Below are 19,629 nucleotides of genomic sequence, written 5' to 3' on the forward strand. Positions count from 1 at the left end.
TTGATTTTTCTTCACTTTCTTCTTTATATTTTTTTATTTGCTACTCCCGTAAGCATCAACGTTAACGCTCCATCTCCTGTTATATTACAAGCTGTTCCAAAACTATCCTGAAGAGCGAATATAGTTAATATAAGCGCTGTTCCTGTTTCATTAAATCCTAATACACTAGTTATTAATCCTAATGACGCCATAACTGTTCCTCCTGGAACTCCTGGAGCACCTATGGCAAATATACCAAGTAAAACTATGAATAATATCATCGATGATACATCTGGCAACTTACCATAAAGAATTTGTGAAACTACCATAACAAAAAATACTTCTGTTAAAACTGATCCACACAAATGTATATTTGAAAATAAAGGAATTGCAAAATCTGAAATATCCTTTCTTAGAACTTTAGACTTTTTTACACAATCGATTGAAACAGGTAAAGTTGCTGCTGATGACATACTTCCTACAGCTGTTAAATATGCAGGTCCGTAATGCTTTAATACCTCCATAGGATTTTTGCCTGATATAATTCCACTTATAGCATACAATAATGCAAGCCATATAAAATGTCCTACAAGAACTATAATAATTACTTTTATAAATACCGGTAATTGATTTGTTATAGATCCTTCATAAGCTAGTGTTGCAAATGTAGTAGCGATAAAAATTGGAAGTAATGGAATAACTATTTTTTTACTAAACTAAGTACTATATCTTGAAATTGATCTAGTAACTTCTCAAATAAGTCCGCTTTTGTCCAAGCTGTTGCAAGTCCTAATATTATAGATAAGAATAAAGCACTCATAACTGGCATAATTTGAGGAATATCTAGTTTAAATATAAGTTCTGGTAATTCTCTTAGTGCTCCTGCAGTTGCTTGTACAGATAGCTTTGGAATTAGCATATATCCAAATATTGCAGAAAAAGTAGCTGCTCCAATAGATGATATGTATGCAAAAGTTATTGCATATCCTAATAATTTAGAAGCATTATTCTTTAACTTAGCAATAGATGGAGCTATAAATCCTATTATTATTAAAGGTACCGAGAATAAAATTACCTGTCCTAAAATATACTTTAATGTTACAATAACATTCATAAAAGATTTAGGTGAGTAAAATCCAATTACAAGTCCTCCAATGACAGCTAATACTAATTTAAATATAAGACTATCAAATAATTTTTTCATAAAATCCCCTCCCTCTTTAAATGTTATATAAACAAAATAGTATAGTCAACTAACTATTCAATCTATAGATATTTTCAATAAAATCTATTTATTCATATAGAACTTTCTTATGCATCAAAAAAAATGAACTCCTTATTTAGAGTTCATTTTACCTTATAGTTTTATTTTCCTTTAAAAAAGTCTTCTATTTTTTGACCGAAAGTCTTCTTTTTTCATGAACTTCATCTCCACAAGACTCTGCAAATGCTTTTAGAAGTTCTTTTTGATTATCATTAATTTTTTAGGAACTTCAACTGTAACCTTAACATATTGGTCACCTCTTGCATTTCCTCTCATTTTTGATATACCTTTTTCCCTTAATCTAAATACTGTTCCTGTTTGAGTTCCAGCTGGAACATTATACATTACTTTACCATCTAAAGTAGGAACTTCTATTTCATCTCCAAGTGCAGCTTGAACAAATGTTATAGGTAATTCAAAGTATACATCATATCCATCTCTTGTAAATAATGTATGAGGCTTAACATTTACAATTATATATAAGTCTCCTCTAGGTCCACCTTTTGATCCTAAGTCACCTTGACCACTTAATTTAATTATTTGATCATTATCTATACCTGCTGGTATATCAACTTCTATAGTTTTAGTTTTTCTAGTCTTTCCATTTCCGCTACATTTAGGACATGGTGATTCTAAAACTTCTCCTTCTCCGTTACATGTAGAACAAGTTCTAGTGCTCATTATATTTCCAAACGGAGTTCTTTGAGCTGTTCTAACCTCTCCAGCTCCATTACATGTTGGACAAGTTTTTTTAGATGTTCCATCTTTTGCACCGCTTCCGTGACATTCACTACACTCTTCAGTTCTATTTATCTTTATAGATTTTTTAACTCCAAATGCAGCTTCTTCAAATGTAATAGTCACAGTTTGTTTTATATCAGCTCCACGTTCAGGGCCTCTTCTTCTAGGTCTTCCGCCTCCAAAACCACCTCCGAACATGTCACCAAATATATCTCCAAATATATCTTCAAAGCCTCCAGCTCCACCGCTAAAGCCTCCAAATCCGCCTTGTCCTCCGAAGCCTCCGTTTACACCATCATGACCAAATTGATCATAATTAGATCTTTTTGTATCATCTGATAATACTTCATATGCTTCGTTTACTTCTTTAAACTTTGCTTCTGCTTCTTTATCATCTGGGTTTCTGTCTGGATGATATTTCATTGCAAGTTTTCTGTATGCTTTTTTTAACGTTTGTGCATCAGCACCTTTATCGACACCTAATACTTCATAATAGTCTCTTTTAGCCACGCTTGCCACCACCTTCGTATTACATAACAATAGCTTGTAGACGTCTACAAGCTATTATTAATTTTATATATTTATTATATACAAGTAACGTTGATTTTCAAATACTATTTTTGATCATCTACTTCTCTGAAATCAGCATCTACTACATTGTCATCTTGTTTAGCTTCTTCTTGAGCTCCACCTTCTGCTTGTTGATCTTGAGCAGTTTGTTGGTACATTTGCTCAGCTATTTTGTGGAATTTTTTGTTTAATTCTTCTAAAGCTTTATTTAATTCTTCAGCTGTAACGTCTTCTTTAGCTTTTAATTCTTTTAATTTAGCTATTTCTGCTTCAACTTCAGATTTAGCATTAGCATCAACCTTGTCTCCAGCATCAGCTAAAGTTTTTTCCATTTGGTATATAGTAGCTTCAGTTTGATTTAATGCTTCTATTTTTTCTTTCTTTTGTTTATCTGCTTCAGCATTCATCTCAGCTTCTTTAACTTTTGCTTGTATTTCTTCTTCACTTAAGTTAGTTCCTGAAGTTATAGTTACCTTTTGCTCTTTTCCTGTTCCTAAATCTTTAGCTGTAACGTGTACTATACCATTAGCATCTATATCAAAAGTAACTTCTATTTGAGGTATTCCTCTTGGAGCTGGTGGTATATCAGTTAATTGGAATCTACCTAAAGTAGTGTTGTCGAAAGACATACTTCTTTCACCTTGTAGAACATGTATATCAACAGCAGTTTGGTTATCTGCAGCAGTTGAGAATACTTGAGATTTTTTAGTTGGTATTGTTGTATTTCTTTCTATTATTTTAGTCATTACATTACCCATAGTTTCTATTCCTAAAGATAATGGAGTAACGTCTAGAAGTAATAAATCTTTAACATCTCCAGCTAAAACTCCACCTTGTATAGCAGCACCTGCAGCAACACATTCATCTGGGTTTATCCCTTTGTGAGGTTCTTTTCCTATGAATTTCTTAACAGCTTCTTGAACAGCTGGTATTCTTGTAGATCCTCCTACTAATAATACATCATCTATATCAGAAGTTGAAAGTCCAGCATCTTGTAATGCTCTTCTAGTTGGTTCCATAGTTTTTTCTACTAAGTTTGCTGTTAACTCATCAAACTTAGCTCTTGATAAATCTATGTTAAGATGTTTTGGTCCTTCAGCTGTAGCTGTTATGAAAGGTAAGTTTATGTTTGAACTCATTGTTGAAGATAATTCTTTTTTAGCTTTCTCAGCAGCTTCTTTTAATCTTTGAAGAGCCATTTTATCATTTCTTAAATCTACACCTTCAGATTTTTTGAATTCTTCAGCTAAGTAATCTATTATAACTTGGTCAAAGTCATCTCCACCTAATCTGTTGTTACCAGCAGTAGCTAAAACTTCAAAAGTTCCATCTCCTATTTCTAGTACAGACACGTCAAATGTTCCTCCACCTAAGTCAAATACTAATATTTTCTTTTCTTGATCTAATTTATCCATACCGTAAGCAAGTGCAGCAGCAGTTGGCTCATTTATTATTCTCTTAACATCAAGTCCTGCTATTCTACCTGCATCTTTAGTTGCTTGTCTTTGAGCATCTGTAAAGTATGCTGGAACTGTTATAACAGCTTCAGTTACAGGTTGCCCTAAGTAGCTTTCAGCATCTGATTTTAATTTTTGTAATGTTATAGCTGATATTTCTTGTGGACTATAATCTTTTCCATCTATATTAACTTTATAATCAGTTCCCATGTGAGTTTTTATAGATATTATTGTTCTATCTGCATTAGTAACTGCTTGTCTTTTAGCAGGCTCTCCTACTATTCTTTCTCCATCTTTTGTAAATGCAACTACTGATGGTGTAGTTCTCATTCCTTCGCTATTTGCTATTATTTGAGGTTCTCCACCTTCTAATACTGCAACACAAGAGTTTGTTGTTCCTAAGTCAATTCCTATTATTTTTCCCATTTTAATATCCTCCTTAAAAATTTATATGTTAATTGATATTAATTCAATTTTATTTTTTTATTCTATGTTAGCAAGATACTTTAACCATTGATGGTCTTAGCACCTTTGTACTTAATTTATACCCTTTTTGTAAAACCATAACCACTTGGTTTGCTGGTGTTCCATCTACTGGTTCTTGCATAACTGCTAAGTGTAGGTTTGGATCAAATTCTTGACCTTCAGCTTCTATTTCTTCTAGTCCAAATTTTTCAAATGTAGCTTTTAATTGTTTTTGCACCATATCTATGCCTTTATACATGTTATCTTCTTTATCTGTACAAGCATCCATAGCTCTTTCCATGTTATCCATAACAGGTATTAATTCATTTAATATTTTCTCATTAGCAAATACACCCATAGTTTCTTTCTCTTGTTGAGTTCTTCTTCTATAGTTTGCGTACTCTGCTTGAAGTCTTTGAAGAGTATCTGTAAGTTCTTCTATCTTGCTATCTTTTTCATCAGCTTCATCTACTTCTTTAGCTTCAGTAGCCTCTTCTATAGCTTCTTCGATAACTTCTTCTACTTCCTCTGATGAATTATCTTTTATATCTTCTTGTAATTCTTCTTGTATATTGTTTTCCAAAACTTACACCCCTAACTATTTTTTGTTTAGTAGTAGTCCCATGTAATTTAATATAGAGTATACTTTTGAATAATCCATCCTTGTTGGACCTATCAAGCTTATTTTACCTACTACATTTTTATCTATATTGTAAGTTGCAGTTATAATACTACAATCTTGAGCTACCTCACATTCATTATCGCTTCCGATAATTATATTTAGGTTTTCTTTTTGTATTCCTTTAGATTTGAGCATACTAGATATATTTTCTTTCTCCTCTAGCATATTTAGAAATGTTTTAGCTCTAACAACATCACTAAACTCTGGAAAATTGAATATATTAGTTGCTCCGCTTAAGGATATCGCTGTATTATTTTCTTCAAAATCAAAGTTTAGCGCATCAATAAGCTTATCAATAAATAAAGAGTTTTCTGTTATTTCATATTTTATATAGTTTAGAAAATCTTCATCAATTTCAGTTATATTTTTTCCTGAAAGCTTTTTAGTAAGATTATCAGAAATTAAATTAAGTTTAGATTGATCAATCTGTATATTGGTTGATATAATAGTGTTTTTTATTTCACCTTTTTCTGTAACTACTATTAAAACCATACTTTTTTCATCTAATCCAACCAATTGAACATGCTTTATAACTTGAACATTTGATGTATTTTTAGTAACAGCTATAGTTGTATAATTTGTTAACCTAGATATCAACTTAGATGTTTCATGTATCAAATCTTTCATATAGTTCATGTTTTGGTTTATTGACTCTTCTATTAAATGTTTTTCAATATCATTTAATTCACATGTACTCATTAAAGAGTCAACATATAACTTATATCCTTTTTCTGAAGGAATTCTCCCTGAGGAGGTATGAGGTTGAATCAAATATCCTAATTCTTCTAGGTCAGCCATTTCATTTCTTATAGTGGCTGCACTAACTCCTAACTCATACTTTTTAGAAAGAGTTCTAGACCCTACAGCTTCTGCAGTTTCTATATAATCTTTAACAATAGCTTTAAGGATATTTAGTTTTCTTTCATTTAATTCCATGTAATCCAAAGCCTCCTCTTTGTTAGCACTCATTTAATTGGAGTGCTAAAAGATTATATATATTTTATATCACTTTAAATTTACTTTGTCAACACTTTTTGATTAATTTAAAAATTCTATGAACACACTATTAGAAATTTCTCTTCCTTTTTGAGTAAGAGAAATGTTTTTTCCATCGAATCTAACAAGCTCTATTTTTATAAGCTTATCCATAACTTCTTGGTATATATCATAAAAATCTGTATCAAATCTTTCTTTAAATACATCTATATTTATGCCTTCATTCATTCTAAGTCCCATAAATATAAATTCCTCTATCTTATCTTTTTTCGTTAATTCTATTTCTTCACTAACAGGCCTTATATTTTGCATAATACACTTATTGTATTCACATATATCTTCTATATTTGAATATCTAGTATCCCCTATAAATCCTGACGCTCCTGGCCCTAACCCTAAATAGTTGTCACACTTCCAATATATAATATTATGTTTACATTCTAAACCTTCTTTTGAATAATTAGATATTTCATACTGGTTATATCCATGTCTTTTTAAAGTGTCTATTGTATAGTTATACATATTTATATCTGTATCTTCATCTAGTAATTCAAATTCCTTATTTTGATACATATCATATAACTTCGTTCCCTCTTCTAATATAAGTGAATACGCAGATATGTGTGACGGATTTAACTTTATAATTTTATCCAATGTATCTTTCCATTCTTGAGTTTTTTGGTTTGGAAGCGCATACATTAAATCTATATTTATATTTTTAAATCCTATATCCAATGCATCGTAATAGTTTTTCTCAAATTCTTCATATGTATGTATTCTTCCTATAGATTTTAAATGATAATTTTGAGTAGCTTGAAGTCCTATACTCAATCTATTTATACCCATTTTTTTCATAGCTTCAAGCTTTTCTCTATTTATTGTTCCTGGATTACATTCAATAGTTATTTCTGCATCTTTTTTTATATTAAAATTCTCATTTATATTATTAACAAGTTCTTTCAGTTCATCTACAGTTAAAATGCTTGGAGTTCCTCCTCCAAAGAATACTGTATCAAAACACTTGTCCTTAAATTCACCTTTATAAAATTTCATTTCTCTTTCTATATTTATTAGATATTCTTTCTTTTGATTACTATTAATTTTATAAGAGTTAAAATCACAGTAATAACATTTTTGCGCGCAAAACGGCACATGTATATATAGTCCTAACATAATTACTCCTTAATATTTAAATATAATTATATATATTATACCTCAAAACATAACTATTCTAATCTTATTCACCTAAAATTAACATAAAATATTCCTTGATTAAGCTTATACATGTACTAAATAATAATTTCCTTAAGCACAAAAAGAGATAGTAAAATTACTATCTCTTTTTTATCTATTTAAATAATTAATTAATTATTTTTTTGCTTTTTTGACATTACTGAGTAAACTGGTAACCCTATAGCTGTAACTATTAATCCACCAGCAGCTACTAAAGTATTATTCATTAATTGGTTAACTATAACGAATAATCCACCAGCTATTGCTATTAATGGTATTATTGGGTATAAAGGCACTCTGTATGGTCTTTCTAAGTTTGGTTGATCTTTTCTTAACTTCATTACTCCTATGAAAGTTAATACATAGAACACCCATATTATGAATATTGTTAAATCTGTTAATAAGTTGAATTGTCCTGATAATGCATATAAGCAAGCAAGTATTGCCATTAAGAATATTGCATTTGATGGAACTCCACCTTTATTTAACTTACATAATGCTTTACTTCCTGGTAATGTACCTTCACAAGCTAATGCGTAAGATACTCTAGGTCCAGTTAATAAGTATCCATTTAATCCACCGAATACAGATATTAATATACCAACTGTTACTATTTTACCACCCATTGGTCCAAATATTCTTTCTGCAACTAACGATGCTGGAGCACTTACTGTTGCCATTTCACTAGCTGGTACAACCCATAAGTAAGCTAAGTTTATAACTACATAAACAGCCATAACTATTGATAAACCACCAACTATAGCTTTTGGTAAGTCTTTACCTGGGTTTTTCATTTCTCCTGCTATAGAACCAACATTTATCCATCCATCATATGCGAATAATGCTGCTATTAAAACTTGACCTAAAACAGCTCCCATAGATAAGTTTTCACCTATGAATGGAGTTGTTATAGAGTTATCTCCTGATCCATTTATAAATCCGAATACTATTATAACAGCTAATGGTATTAATTTACATATAGTTGCTACAGTTTGTATTGTTCCACCTAATTTAGATCCTACTGTATTTAATACTGCTAAAAATAATATAATTCCTAAGGCTATTGGTAATACAACTGCCATATTAGTTTCACTTTGACCTATTAAAGTAGCTGCTTGTTGAGCAAATATTACACCTAATGCTGCTGCTGTCGCTGGGAAGAATAATACCGCTTGCATCCACCCTGTTAAAAATCCTAATCTGTCTCCATATATCTCTTTGATATATATCATCATGCCACCAGTTTTTGGTATTGCTGCAGATACCTCCGCTGCTGTAAGTCCAGCTGCTATTGTTATAACCCCAGCTATAACCCATGCTAACATACCTAATCCTGGTGCTCCACCTGTTGCTGAATATATAGCTTGAGGTTTAAAGAATACCCCTCCACCTATAACCATACCAACAACTGTAGAAAGCGCTGCGGAAAAACCTAAAGTTTTTTGAAGTCCTTTGTTGCTCATCGTTTTCCTCCTTATATTTTTGCTTTATTAAAATGTCCAATATGAATATTACTACATTTTTTTATAAATAACAATACATTTCGACACTTTTATTTTTTTTTTTACAGCACTTTAAATAAATTTATTTATTTTATAATTTAGGATAACCATTCCCTCTTTATTTCATTAAATTTTAGTTAGTTTTTATACTAAATTTTCTACATTTTCGATCATTTCTACAAAAAAATGAAGGTAAAATTCCCTTCATTTTATAATAATTAGCTATCTAATTTTAATACAGACATAAATGCTTTTTGCGGAACTTCTACTGATCCAATTTGTCTCATACGTTTCTTACCTTCTTTTTGTTTTTCAAGAAGTTTTTTCTTACGTGATATATCTCCACCGTAACACTTAGCAAGAACATCTTTTCTAAGTGCACTTATAGTTTCTCTAGCCATTACCTTATTACCAACTGCAGCTTGTATAGGCACTGGGAATTGGTGTCTAGGTATTTCACCTTTTAATTTTTCACACATTGACTTCCCTCTTGAGTAAGCTTTACTTTCATGAACTATAAAGCTAAGTGCATCAACTTGTTCTTTGTTTATTAATATATCTAATTTTACAAGCTTAGAAGGAACATAATCCTTTAACTCGTAATCTAATGATCCGTATCCTCTTGTTCTAGACTTTAGGGCATCGAAGAAATCATAAACAACTTCATTAAGTGGAAGATCATAGTGAAGCATTACTCTTTTTTCATCTATGTATTCCATATTTATCATATCTCCACGTCTCTCTTGGCAAAGTTCCATAACTGTACCTACATAGTCTTTAGGAACTATTATATCACCTTTTACCATTGGCTCTTCTATCATTTGTATCTCATCACGTTCTGGTAAGTTTGCTGGATTTTGTACCATAACTAACTCCCCATCAGTTTTTGTTACTTTATATATAACAGATGGTGCTGTAGTTATTATGTCTAAATCGAATTCTCTTTCTAATCTCTCCTGGATTATCTCCATATGTAGTAGTCCTAAGAATCCACATCTAAATCCAAATCCTAATGCTGCTGAACTTTCAGCTTCAAATTCAAGAGCTGCATCATTAACTTGTAATTTCTCTAAAGCATCTCTTACGTTCTCGTACTTTTCCCCTTCACCTGGATATATACCGCAGTAAACCATTGGAGTCGCCTTTTTATATCCTGGCATTGGATCATCAGTTGGGTTATTAGCATCAGTTATTGTATCACCAACACAACAACTTCTTATGTCTTTTATACTTGCTGCAATATATCCAACATCTCCAGCGCTTAACTCGTCTAATTCTCTTTGTCCTGGAGCCATAACACCAACTTCAGTTACTTCAAATTTTTTGTTAGTGTTCATCATTTTTATAGTCATACCTTTTTTAACTGTTCCCTCATATACTCTAACGTATGCTACAACCCCTTTATATGCATCATAATATGAATCAAATATTAATGCTTTTAACGGAGCTTCTTTATCACCTTGTGGTGATGGAACATTCTTAACTATAGCTTCTAGTACATCTTCTATATTTAATCCACTTTTAGCTGATATAAGTGGAGCTTCACTTGCATCAAGCCCTATTATATCCTCTATTTCTGTTTTTATTTCATCTGGTCTTGCACTTGGTAAATCTATTTTATTTATAACTGGTAATATTTCTAAATCTTGATCTATTGCCAAATAAACATTGGCTAATGTCTGAGCTTCAACACCTTGTGCTGCATCTACTACAAGTAATGCCCCTTCACAAGCTGCTAAACTTCTTGAAACCTCATAGTTGAAGTCTACGTGTCCTGGAGTATCTATTAAGTTTAAGTAATACTCTTCTCCGTCCTTAGCCTTATAAACTAATCTAATATTTTGAAGCTTTATAGTGATTCCTCTTTCTCTTTCAAGATCCATGTTATCTAGTAACTGATCTTTCATCTCTCTTTCACTAACAAGTCCTGTATGTTGAATTAATCTATCTGCTAAGGTAGACTTTCCATGGTCTATATGTGCTATTATACTAAAATTTCTCGTTCTACTTTGTTTGCTGTCCACCTTTTATTCCTCCTTTTTATTATTATCATAACTTTTATTTTATAATATATCCGCAATTATGTAAATATTGATACAACAATTTAAATAAAGGTTCTTAAAATAATATTAGGGCTATCGTATCGATAACCCTAATTTATCTTAAATTATTAAGTTTACTTATTTTTTCTTCTACATCTTTTACAGTTTTCATAAATGAACCATTTAAGTTCTCTATGAAAAACTTCTATGTTATACTTATCTATTTTCCCTATCATAAGTGTAGCCTCTTTATCTACTAAAAATATGCATCCGCTTATTATACAAACCATAGTTAATATAAATATCCCTCTATATATAGGCCTTCTAGATAGTTTTTTAATTTTTTCTTCTTTTTTACGTTCTATTCGGCTCATAGTTCTATCCTACATACCTTTTTGTTTTAAAAATTCATCTATTACTTCTCCAATATATTTAACCGATGCCTGAGCTTCTTCCTTTGTATTCGCATTTCCTCCTACTTCTAGTAACAATGGTTTGTCTGACTTATATTGATTGAATTTTGCTTTTGGCTTTTTAACTACTGGTCTTGTTATTCCTGGGTATTTACTTTCTGCAAATGCTGTAATTTCTTTTGCTAATTGTAAATTGCTAGAATAGTTTTCACTTTTCTCACCTACAACAAATAAAAATTTAGCAACATTTTCTCCGTTTATTTTAGTTGTACATGCATCATGAAAATCTTTTTTAGCTTTTTCAGTAGTTATATCTCTACCATCTCTATGTAAGTCTATTATTACATCAATACTTTTATATTTTTCCTGCATTGTTTCTATAGTTTTTAAACTTCTACTATATGCACCTGTAAACTCTGGCATATCATGGTAAGTAGTATTATGAACTACAGATCTTCCTCTTTTAGCTAATTCTTGAGTTAAAAGTGCTCCAATTTCTAAAGTAGCATTTTCTTTATCATAAGAGTGATAATTTCCAGTTGGAGAATTTACATAAGTTTCGCCTCCATGAGTATGATATATAAGAATTTGAGGCTGATCTTTAGTTACTAAAACATTATCTACATATTTACTGCTTGTAGATGCTGCTTCTGTAGTTTTTTCATTGTTTGAAGAATCATCAACTTTAGGAACATTCTCTTCTCCTACATACATCTTTACAAATTCATCATCTTTATTTGTAGATTTATTTTCTGATTCGTTATCTATTTTCCTTGCTCCTTTTTCATTTTCAGATTTAGGTGTATCTACCTTAGTCTCTGGATAGCTTGTATTTATAAGAAATTTTAAAAACTCATCTTCACTTAGTGCATACGACGTCTTAAAAAATAACCCACATATAACACAGGTTACAATCCCAAGACTAGCAACTTTTTTTCTCATATTATATCCTCCTTAATTTACAATTCTCCCAGGATGAAGCGATCTATTTAAGCCTTCACTTATTATCACTGCTAAATTTTCAATCGTATCATCTATATCTTTTGGTGTAACTATTAAATTTTTATCATATGGTTCTAATGATTCTCTTATAAAATGATATTTTTCTTCTTCTTTTAACTCTTTTAACATGTTGTAAAAATCTTTGCTTTCTTTGGATTGTTCCATAAGATTATCAATTGCAAGATCAAGTACATCACTAGTTAATGTCGCAGCATCAACTACTGTGGGAACTCCTATAGCTATTACATCTACCCCTAAATAGTCTTTATTTAATGCTTTTCGTTTATTACCAACCCCACCTCCAGGTGAAATTCCAGCTGTTGAAATTTGTATTGTAGAGTTTACTCTTTCCATTTTTCTTGAAGCTAGAGCATCTATTGCTATAACTCTATCAGGCTTTATCATATCAACTATTGATTTTACTATCTCGCTTGTCTCTATACCTGTAATTCCCATTACCCCCGGACTAAGTCCTGCAACTTCTGTAAAATCATCATCATATTCTTTGTTGTAGTTTTTAAATATATGTCTAGTTACTAGAGTTTTAGAAACAGCTTTCGGTCCTAATGCATCTGATGTTATATTCCAGTTACCAAGCCCTATAACTAATGTCTTTTTAGTTTTATCAGTTCCAAGTATATCTATTAGTTCATCTTTTAAATATTCAGTTACCTGCTCTCTAGATTCATCATCATCATATTTCATTAACTTACTTTCTATAGTCGTGTAAACCCCTATCCCCTTGTTCATAATTTGAGATCCTTGTTCATCTAATACTTCAACTTTAGTTACAATACAATCATCTAATTCTTTTGTATCTATTTTAACTCCAGGTATATTACTTCCATCATTACCTTGTTCATATATTTCTCTAGCTTCTAGAGCTAAATCAGTTCTTAAACTTATCATAAAACTTCCTCCATTTTAAAAGTTTAAATTTAATCATACTAAACATTGTTAACAAATTTTATAATTTTATAACCAAATAAATTTAATTTAATTTTTTTTAGAATAATTAATTTGTAGGTTGTAAAATATTTTGATTTGGGTTATAATCTAAAAAGTCAAATGGAAAGATATTAAAAAAGTTAATAATAATTATCCTTGATTTTTAGATTTATTTCTGTTAAAATCTAATATGTTGACGATGAATAATATAAACTACTCACGAGGGGGTGAACCAGATGGCAAACATAAAATCAGCAAAGAAAAGAATAAAAGTTATCGAGAAGAAAACTGCTTTAAACAGAGCTAGAAAATCTCAAATAAAAACTGCAATAAGAAAGTTCGAAGAAGCTGTTACTGCAGGAAACAGAGAAGAGGCTGCTGCTAGATTCCAATACGCTCAAAAGAGAATATCTCAAGTAGCTTCTAAAGGAACTATACACAAGAACGCTGCAGCTAGAAAAGTAGCTAAGTTAGCTCAAAAGTTAAACGGAATGAACGCTTAATTCCCGTTTAAAATAGATATTGACCCTTGATTTTAATCAAGGGTCTTTTTCTGTTTAATTTAAAAACTACGCATAAAAAATTCGCTTCGCTCATGTCGCCAACGACTCCGTCCGTTGCTCAAAATGTCATTTTTTACTTTCACCAAAACATTTGTATCACTATATTACATAAGTTACCCACAAAATTTAATTAAGTATAATTTCCTTAAGCGTAAAAAATAAGGAATTATCCAAATTCTAGATTAATAGTAAACTAGTTAAGTATTATTTAAGAATTTACCCTATACTTTAATTATCTTCAAAGTTTCATATGGATAAATTTTTAAATAATACTAAAACTAACTGTCTATTAAATATATTTGAACAATTCCTTATTGACAATACTTACTTACAAGTATCTCTACTGCTAAATTATCTTTCATTAGCCCATTCTTTATTTTAAAATCACTTTCTAATATAAAATTCAACATATCGACTACAGCTTCATCTGCAAATAACCTACCTTGTTTTAAGGCCTTAGTAACTACAAATGGATGTGCTGATAATTTTTCAGCTATAACTTTAGATGAATACCCTTGATTTTGTAATTGCCTTGCCTGCATCACTAATTTAAATTGCTTTGAAACCATAGCAAATATACCAAGAACAGATTCACCTTCTAAAATCATATCAGTTACTATTTTCATTGCATGTGATGAATTTTTATTTCCAATCTCATCAATTAGTTTAAATATATCATTTTCAACTTTCTTTTGAGATAATTTATCAATAATAGCTTTTGTTACATTATTTCCTTTACCTACAAATGAAGCTATTTTATTTATTTCGTTTTCTAAATCAGATAATGTCTTTTCACTGTTTTTATCTCTATATCCTTCTTGCTCTATAAAATACATGATTTCAGAATCATTTATATACACTTCATTTTGCTTAAACCTATTCTTTACCCATTTGAATAAATCCATATCACTTAACTTATCACAATGATTAACTATTCCAACTTTATTAATTTTTTTAACTAAACTTTTTCTTTTGTCTACATCTCCATAAACTAGAAAAACTATAACCGTTGTGCTAGGAACTTTTTCAATATATTCTACAAGCTCACTTTCATCACTATCTGAAAAGTTTTTTTTCTTTCCCTTTAGTAATTCAAAATCTTTTATTATTAAAATTTTCTTCTCATCCATAAATGGAAGTGTTTCTGCATTGCTTAAAATTTGATCTAATGTCAGTTCTTTTCCATCAAGGATATCTAGGTTAAAATCTATCATACTTTCATTTAAACTTCTTTTACAAGTTTTTATTACATTTTCTATTAAATAAAACTCTCTTCCATAAAAAAGATATACATTTTTAAATTCGTTGTTGTTCATGCTCTTGATGATATCCTTGTAATTCATTTCTTTGCTCCTTTATCGTTTTTATTTCTTTATATATCATAAAACTTCCTATTAAAATGTAATATACAATAACTAAAATTTTATTAGAATTTTCAAATTCAATAAAGCTTCCATTTATATTATATAAAAATTCTAATGTCATATATACAAAATCAATTATGCTTGTGTTAATCCCAACCATTATTTTAGTTAAAATCAAACTAAGCGGCAATACTATAGCACTTAAAATGCTAATGTATATAACTATACTTAAAAGTGGTACAACTACTATATTACTAACTATACATGCAATAGATATATTTTTAAAATATAAATATACTATTGGAGATGTTAATATATTAGCTGCTAAAGTAAGAGATAATGTCTTAACTTTTATTTTTTCATTTATATAACCATAGAAGTATATTATAGACAATGTTGCAAGAAAAGACAATTGGAAACTTATATTATAAATCACATAAGGATTATTTATTATTAAGGAAATACCTACAATAGACAGGTTATTTATACTATCTGACCTTTTTTCTACAAAAATTGCCAAATAAGATATCAAGCTGCAAACTATAGCTCTTATTATGGACGGAGATTGCCCAACCATAATACTGTAGCTCCACAGTATAAGAGCTAAAAAGTAAATTTAAGCAAATTATTTATTTTACCAAAGCTAAACCCAATTATAGTTATAAATATACTTACATGAAGTCCTGATAAAGCTAAAATATGACTTACTCCAGTTTTAGAAAAAATTTCATTTGCTTCTGAATCTATCCCTTCTTTTTCACCTAAAATTATCGAATTTATAAATTTAGATTTATCTTTATATAAATACTTTATTGTTTTACTTATTTTATCTTTTATATTAAACAATTTGATATAAATAAAATTATCTCCAATAATTTTATAATCATTTATTTCTACAATTCCTTTATACCCTTTACTCTTTAGATACCTATTATAATCAAATATTTCACCCTTAAAGTTTTCATATTTTTTTAACTTCCCTTTAAATCTTATAATTTGACCTGGCTTTATCTCTACTTTGTTAGAATAGTCATTTATTAAATAATCTTCAATCTGGTATTGGACATAATTATTTTTATTTACTTTATTCTTAACTAGTCCTTCTAATTCCATGGTACAATTTTTATCATTTTTATAATCTTCATTTGAATAATAATTTGTAACAACAAAGCTTATGCTTATCATTATACAAAACGCTATAAATATCGGCCTTCTCATAAAAATCTCCTAGACGTACTTTTCTTAAATTATGTACATATAGGATTTTTTAAATCAAAAAAGGAAAAAGTAAGTACTTTTTCCTTATACGTATTCATTTATATAATTTTCTTTTTTATTAAATATAGAATTTAGTAAGTCTATTGCCTTTTTATTTTTATCTGTTAACTCAATATTTTCTACAAATAAAATTTGATTTATATCAGTATACTCAAAAGCTATTTGACTTAAATGGTTTATACTTAATTTAAAGTCAGCTTCACGATTACTTTTCTTAGCTACAATTTTATTATTTAAAATCTTAACTTCAAAAACATTATCATTTTCTTTTATTTGATTATCATCAATTTTTATATATACACTATCTAAATCTTCATGCTCTGTATAAATATCATTCAAGAAGTCTTCAACATTTATAACTCTTCCCATCATAAATGGTTTTAAACTTAGCTCATTATCCTTTAAATTTGGCAATATAAATCTTATACTATCTGTAATAGGAGACATTACTTTTATATTTTTACATTGAGTGTTATGATTGAAAATAAATTTTAACATCGACTTCAAAGAATTTATATTCTTATAACATATTTCTCTTACAAACATAGTATCTCCCATAATGAAATATATTATATATCCATCATAGCCATTACCTTTATGTATATAAATATGCCCATTTTCACATTTTATTTCTTTAAATAAATTTTCATAATAAAATCTATCTCGAACAACATATCCATTACATTTAGATAAAAAGTCATTATAAATATCAATCATATATTCTATATGACTTTCATTTATTTTTTCAAAGTCTCCATTTATTTTAAATTGTTTTAGTCCGTCTATATCGAGTTTATATTCTAATTGATCATAGCAATGTTCATATCCATACTTTTTATATAATCTATAGTCTATAGGCATAAGCAGCGAAACCACTTGTCCTTTTTTATAAAGTTCATTTAATGAAAAGTCCATCATATCCTTCATGTACCCTTTCCCTCTTGCATTTGGGAATGTAGAAACCCCTACTACGTATGATGTATCGTAAACTTTTTCATTTAACTTTATTTTATATTGATTTAATTGTAGAGAAGACTTAAGTTCGTTATCTTCTTTAACAATTACAGTATTTTCCGGCTTATACTTGTTGTTAAAGTAATAGTCAACAAATGATTCTTCATCTCCAAAACAATAATTCCAAATATCTTTTAAATCCTCTAAATCTTCACCCTTAGCATATCTTATATCCATTTTAGGCCTCCATAACCGTATACTTTTCTACAAATTTACATGGATGATATGAAAGCTTAGCTTTTCTAAGTCCTTCAATCCCTAGGTCTTCTTCTCTATTTACAAACTCTACATTTTCAAATTCATGCACTAAAAATTGTTGATTTATATATTGATATAATCCTCTGATTTCTGGATTAGCTTTTTCAATGTGAATAAGTGCCATATCTTCATTTATATATTCACCTATAGTAAATGCTTCTAATTTATTGTCTATATATACTCCAGCTACTTTAACTTCTTCTTCTAATACATCATAATTATCAAATATTTTTTTAATTCCTATAAATTCATCATCTATGCCATCATCTACATCGCCTTGTTCAGCTTTATTGCTAGCCCATTCTTTTAAAAGTTCTATACATTGATCAAAATCTTTTTCCCCTAATTTCTTATATTCAAATCTTCCTTCATATTCTTTTAAGAAATAATTTAGATGATTTCTTTTCTTTTGATTTTTTCTTCCCTTTAATGTTCTTAGAGCCTCTGCATCATATACATAGTCAAAGTAATCTCTTTCCTCTATATATTTAAACTTTCCTGGATAATCTTTTTGAAGCAATTCAACAACATCTTTTGTAACAGCCCTTAAATAAATTTGATGGTCTTCATGTTTGAAGTAATTAACCATAAACTCTAAAGCTTCATGTATTTTATCTTTTTTAGCTAATGGAAGTACAGAAAATCTATCTCCTTCATATTCTCCAACAATTAAAGCAAAATCATCATTTACATAATAACTAGTTTTATAAACATGTCTCCACATATATAAAGTAGTAAAACAATATTCACATGCTTCGTAATCAACATGATGGAAAAAAGGTTTTAATTCTTCATATGCATTTATATCAATTTCTTTAAAAATCATAAATAACTCTCCTTTTGATGCTTATATATTAATTTATATACCCAACTTTACCGTTCATTTGAATTAATTTTAAGTTTAAAGTCTAAACTAATAAATAATGTTTTATTTATTAATATTATCTTTATTTATTCAATATAAACAGGTAATGATTGGAGTATGTAATGAAAAAATCATATGTTTAACATTTATTATAATAACACTTTTGGTTGGTTGTGGCAAAAAACGCTCCTATCAGTACATATAATAGATGTAGGTCAAGGTGACAGTATATTAATTCAAACTCCAAATAAAACTAATATATTAGTTGATGGAGGCGATGAAGATAGCTCTCTCATTATAAAAAAGTTTTTAAAATCTAAAAAAGTAAAAAATATAGATTTCGTTATAGCTACTCATCCAGATACTGACCATATAGGAAGTTTAGATGCTATTATTGATAAATTTGAAATTTCTAAAGTTTATCTTCCAAATAAAGAAGTAAATAGTGATTCATACTACAATCTAATTCAATCTTGTAGCATGAAAAATATTAATCCTCAATTCCTCGAAAAGGGAAATATCATAAATTTAGACAATAACATAAAATTAACTGTCTTAAATCCTTCTTATACCCATTTAGATAATAACTCAAACTCTATCGTGTTCAAATTAGACTATGGTAAAAAATCATTTTTGTTTACAGGTGACTGTACGTTGGAAAATGAAGAAGAAATATTAAACAGTTTTAATTTGAGTAATATAAACTTTTTAAAAGTGGCTCATCACGGTAGTAAAAGCTCTTCAGGTGAAAATTTTATAAACACTATAACTCCTGATGTCGCAGTTATATCTTGTGGGTATGATAACGAATATGGACATCCACATAAAGAAACTTTACTTAATTTATCAAAAGCAAACACAAAAGTATACAGAACAGATAAACAAGGGCATCTATCCTTTTACAGTGACGGAAATACCATAACCACCTCATCCCCACCTAAATAGTAAAGTAAATAAAAAAAGTGATTGAACCTTACCAAAGTGTCAATGATT

Annotated in this window: 18 protein-coding genes and 1 pseudogene; 2 read left to right on the forward strand and 17 right to left on the reverse strand. The window is 29.2% G+C overall.

Annotated elements, in window-relative coordinates; translation table 11 throughout:
* Window positions 1-23 precede the first annotated feature (23 nt).
* The 12 genes and pseudogenes from LEQ07_RS22805 to gpr all read right to left on the reverse strand — a co-directional run bounded on the left by LEQ07_RS22805 (window position 24) and on the right by gpr (window position 13,255).
* Window positions 24-683, reverse strand: a complete 660-nt coding sequence (locus LEQ07_RS22805) for a cation:dicarboxylate symporter family transporter (RefSeq protein ID WP_332842853.1) — start codon at window positions 681-683, stop codon at window positions 24-26.
* Window positions 680-1,183 carry a cation:dicarboxylate symporter family transporter gene (locus tag LEQ07_RS22810; RefSeq protein WP_332842842.1) on the reverse strand — a complete coding sequence of 168 codons (504 nt, stop codon included), beginning with the start codon at window positions 1,181-1,183 and terminating at the stop codon, window positions 680-682. Before LEQ07_RS22810 ends, LEQ07_RS22805 begins: the two co-directional genes overlap by 4 nt.
* A gap of 161 nt (window positions 1,184-1,344) precedes the next feature.
* Window positions 1,345-2,494 (reverse strand): annotated as a pseudogene (gene dnaJ, locus LEQ07_RS02170) (molecular chaperone DnaJ).
* Between the two features lie 104 nt (window positions 2,495-2,598).
* The gene (gene dnaK / locus LEQ07_RS02175; protein WP_046822311.1) at window positions 2,599-4,437 is read right to left on the reverse strand and encodes a molecular chaperone DnaK; all 1,839 of its coding nucleotides are present in this window, start codon (window positions 4,435-4,437) and stop codon (window positions 2,599-2,601) included.
* A gap of 67 nt (window positions 4,438-4,504) precedes the next feature.
* The gene (gene grpE, locus LEQ07_RS02180) at window positions 4,505-5,059 is read right to left on the reverse strand and encodes a nucleotide exchange factor GrpE (RefSeq protein ID WP_052951981.1); all 555 of its coding nucleotides are present in this window, start codon (window positions 5,057-5,059) and stop codon (window positions 4,505-4,507) included.
* Window positions 5,060-5,074: 15 nt separating this feature from the next.
* On the reverse strand, window positions 5,075-6,094 hold the full coding sequence (gene hrcA / locus LEQ07_RS02185; protein WP_046822310.1) for a heat-inducible transcriptional repressor HrcA: 1,020 nt from the start codon (window positions 6,092-6,094) through the stop codon (window positions 5,075-5,077).
* A gap of 102 nt (window positions 6,095-6,196) precedes the next feature.
* Complete coding sequence (hemW, locus tag LEQ07_RS02190) at window positions 6,197-7,327, reverse strand: radical SAM family heme chaperone HemW (protein WP_046822309.1); 1,131 nt, start codon at window positions 7,325-7,327, stop codon at window positions 6,197-6,199.
* 191 nt (window positions 7,328-7,518) lie between these two features.
* A complete protein-coding gene (locus LEQ07_RS02195) occupies window positions 7,519-8,850 on the reverse strand; it encodes an APC family permease (RefSeq protein ID WP_046821745.1) in 1,332 nt (443 codons plus the stop codon).
* A gap of 257 nt (window positions 8,851-9,107) precedes the next feature.
* Window positions 9,108-10,913 carry a translation elongation factor 4 gene (gene lepA, locus LEQ07_RS02200; RefSeq protein WP_046821746.1) on the reverse strand — a complete coding sequence of 602 codons (1,806 nt, stop codon included), beginning with the start codon at window positions 10,911-10,913 and terminating at the stop codon, window positions 9,108-9,110.
* A 152-nt stretch (window positions 10,914-11,065) separates the two neighbouring features.
* Window positions 11,066-11,305, reverse strand: coding sequence for a hypothetical protein (locus LEQ07_RS02205; RefSeq protein WP_263329357.1), 240 nt, complete (start codon window positions 11,303-11,305; stop codon window positions 11,066-11,068).
* Between the two features lie 9 nt (window positions 11,306-11,314).
* Window positions 11,315-12,286 carry a stage II sporulation protein P gene (gene spoIIP / locus LEQ07_RS02210; RefSeq protein ID WP_046821748.1) on the reverse strand — a complete coding sequence of 324 codons (972 nt, stop codon included), beginning with the start codon at window positions 12,284-12,286 and terminating at the stop codon, window positions 11,315-11,317.
* Window positions 12,287-12,298: 12 nt separating this feature from the next.
* Entirely contained in the window at window positions 12,299-13,255 is a 957-nt protein-coding gene (gene gpr, locus LEQ07_RS02215; RefSeq protein ID WP_046821749.1) for a GPR endopeptidase, read from the reverse strand.
* A gap of 275 nt (window positions 13,256-13,530) precedes the next feature.
* On the opposite strand from gpr, the gene rpsT reads away from it, so the two are divergent.
* Window positions 13,531-13,797 (forward strand): 30S ribosomal protein S20, encoded by a 267-nt coding sequence (gene rpsT, locus LEQ07_RS02220; protein WP_021432084.1) that lies wholly within the window; start codon window positions 13,531-13,533, stop codon window positions 13,795-13,797.
* Between the two features lie 371 nt (window positions 13,798-14,168).
* Here the strand turns inward: rpsT and holA are convergent, their stop codons facing one another.
* From holA to LEQ07_RS02245, 5 genes are all read right to left on the reverse strand, one after another.
* The gene (gene holA / locus LEQ07_RS02225) at window positions 14,169-15,200 is read right to left on the reverse strand and encodes a DNA polymerase III subunit delta (RefSeq protein ID WP_263329360.1); all 1,032 of its coding nucleotides are present in this window, start codon (window positions 15,198-15,200) and stop codon (window positions 14,169-14,171) included.
* On the reverse strand, window positions 15,154-15,798 hold the full coding sequence (locus LEQ07_RS02230) for a ComEC/Rec2 family competence protein (protein WP_263329362.1): 645 nt from the start codon (window positions 15,796-15,798) through the stop codon (window positions 15,154-15,156). Before LEQ07_RS02230 ends, holA begins: the two co-directional genes overlap by 47 nt.
* A gap of 26 nt (window positions 15,799-15,824) precedes the next feature.
* Entirely contained in the window at window positions 15,825-16,439 is a 615-nt protein-coding gene (locus LEQ07_RS02235) for a ComEC/Rec2 family competence protein (RefSeq protein ID WP_263329365.1), read from the reverse strand.
* Window positions 16,440-16,523: 84 nt separating this feature from the next.
* Window positions 16,524-17,690, reverse strand: coding sequence for a GNAT family N-acetyltransferase (locus LEQ07_RS02240; RefSeq protein ID WP_263329367.1), 1,167 nt, complete (start codon window positions 17,688-17,690; stop codon window positions 16,524-16,526).
* Between the two features lies 1 nt (window position 17,691).
* Window positions 17,692-18,597: a DUF2156 domain-containing protein gene (locus tag LEQ07_RS02245; protein ID WP_263329369.1), complete on the reverse strand. Its 906-nt coding sequence runs from the start codon at window positions 18,595-18,597 to the stop codon at window positions 17,692-17,694.
* Between the two features lie 210 nt (window positions 18,598-18,807).
* Between LEQ07_RS02245 and LEQ07_RS02250 the strand changes: the two genes are divergently transcribed.
* On the forward strand, window positions 18,808-19,581 hold the full coding sequence (locus LEQ07_RS02250; RefSeq protein WP_263329372.1) for a ComEC/Rec2 family competence protein: 774 nt from the start codon (window positions 18,808-18,810) through the stop codon (window positions 19,579-19,581).
* The last annotated feature ends 48 nt before the right edge of the window (window positions 19,582-19,629 follow it).

Source organism: Paraclostridium sp. AKS73 (assembly GCF_025671395.1).
Classification (GTDB): domain Bacteria; phylum Bacillota; class Clostridia; order Peptostreptococcales; family Peptostreptococcaceae; genus Paraclostridium; species Paraclostridium benzoelyticum.

Bases quoted from the DNA above. Each gene is read 5' to 3' on its own strand.
- LEQ07_RS22810 (WP_332842842.1), bottom strand. From the start codon at position 1,183: ATGAAAAAATTATTTGATAGTCTTATATTTAAATTAGTATTAGCTGTC.
- dnaK (WP_046822311.1), bottom strand. From the start codon at position 4,437: ATGGGAAAAATAATAGGAATTGACTTAGGAACAACAAACTCTTGTGTT.
- hrcA (WP_046822310.1), bottom strand. From the start codon at position 6,094: ATGGAATTAAATGAAAGAAAACTAAATATCCTTAAAGCTATTGTTAAA.
- hemW (WP_046822309.1), bottom strand. From the start codon at position 7,327: ATGTTAGGACTATATATACATGTGCCGTTTTGCGCGCAAAAATGTTAT.
- LEQ07_RS02195 (WP_046821745.1), bottom strand. From the start codon at position 8,850: ATGAGCAACAAAGGACTTCAAAAAACTTTAGGTTTTTCCGCAGCGCTT.
- LEQ07_RS02205 (WP_263329357.1), bottom strand. From the start codon at position 11,305: ATGAGCCGAATAGAACGTAAAAAAGAAGAAAAAATTAAAAAACTATCT.
- spoIIP (WP_046821748.1), bottom strand. From the start codon at position 12,286: ATGAGAAAAAAAGTTGCTAGTCTTGGGATTGTAACCTGTGTTATATGT.
- gpr (WP_046821749.1), bottom strand. From the start codon at position 13,255: ATGATAAGTTTAAGAACTGATTTAGCTCTAGAAGCTAGAGAAATATAT.
- rpsT (WP_021432084.1), top strand. From the start codon at position 13,531: ATGGCAAACATAAAATCAGCAAAGAAAAGAATAAAAGTTATCGAGAAG.
- holA (WP_263329360.1), bottom strand. From the start codon at position 15,200: ATGAATTACAAGGATATCATCAAGAGCATGAACAACAACGAATTTAAA.
- LEQ07_RS02230 (WP_263329362.1), bottom strand. From the start codon at position 15,798: ATGGTTGGGCAATCTCCGTCCATAATAAGAGCTATAGTTTGCAGCTTG.
- LEQ07_RS02235 (WP_263329365.1), bottom strand. From the start codon at position 16,439: ATGAGAAGGCCGATATTTATAGCGTTTTGTATAATGATAAGCATAAGC.
- LEQ07_RS02240 (WP_263329367.1), bottom strand. From the start codon at position 17,690: ATGGATATAAGATATGCTAAGGGTGAAGATTTAGAGGATTTAAAAGAT.
- LEQ07_RS02245 (WP_263329369.1), bottom strand. From the start codon at position 18,597: ATGATTTTTAAAGAAATTGATATAAATGCATATGAAGAATTAAAACCT.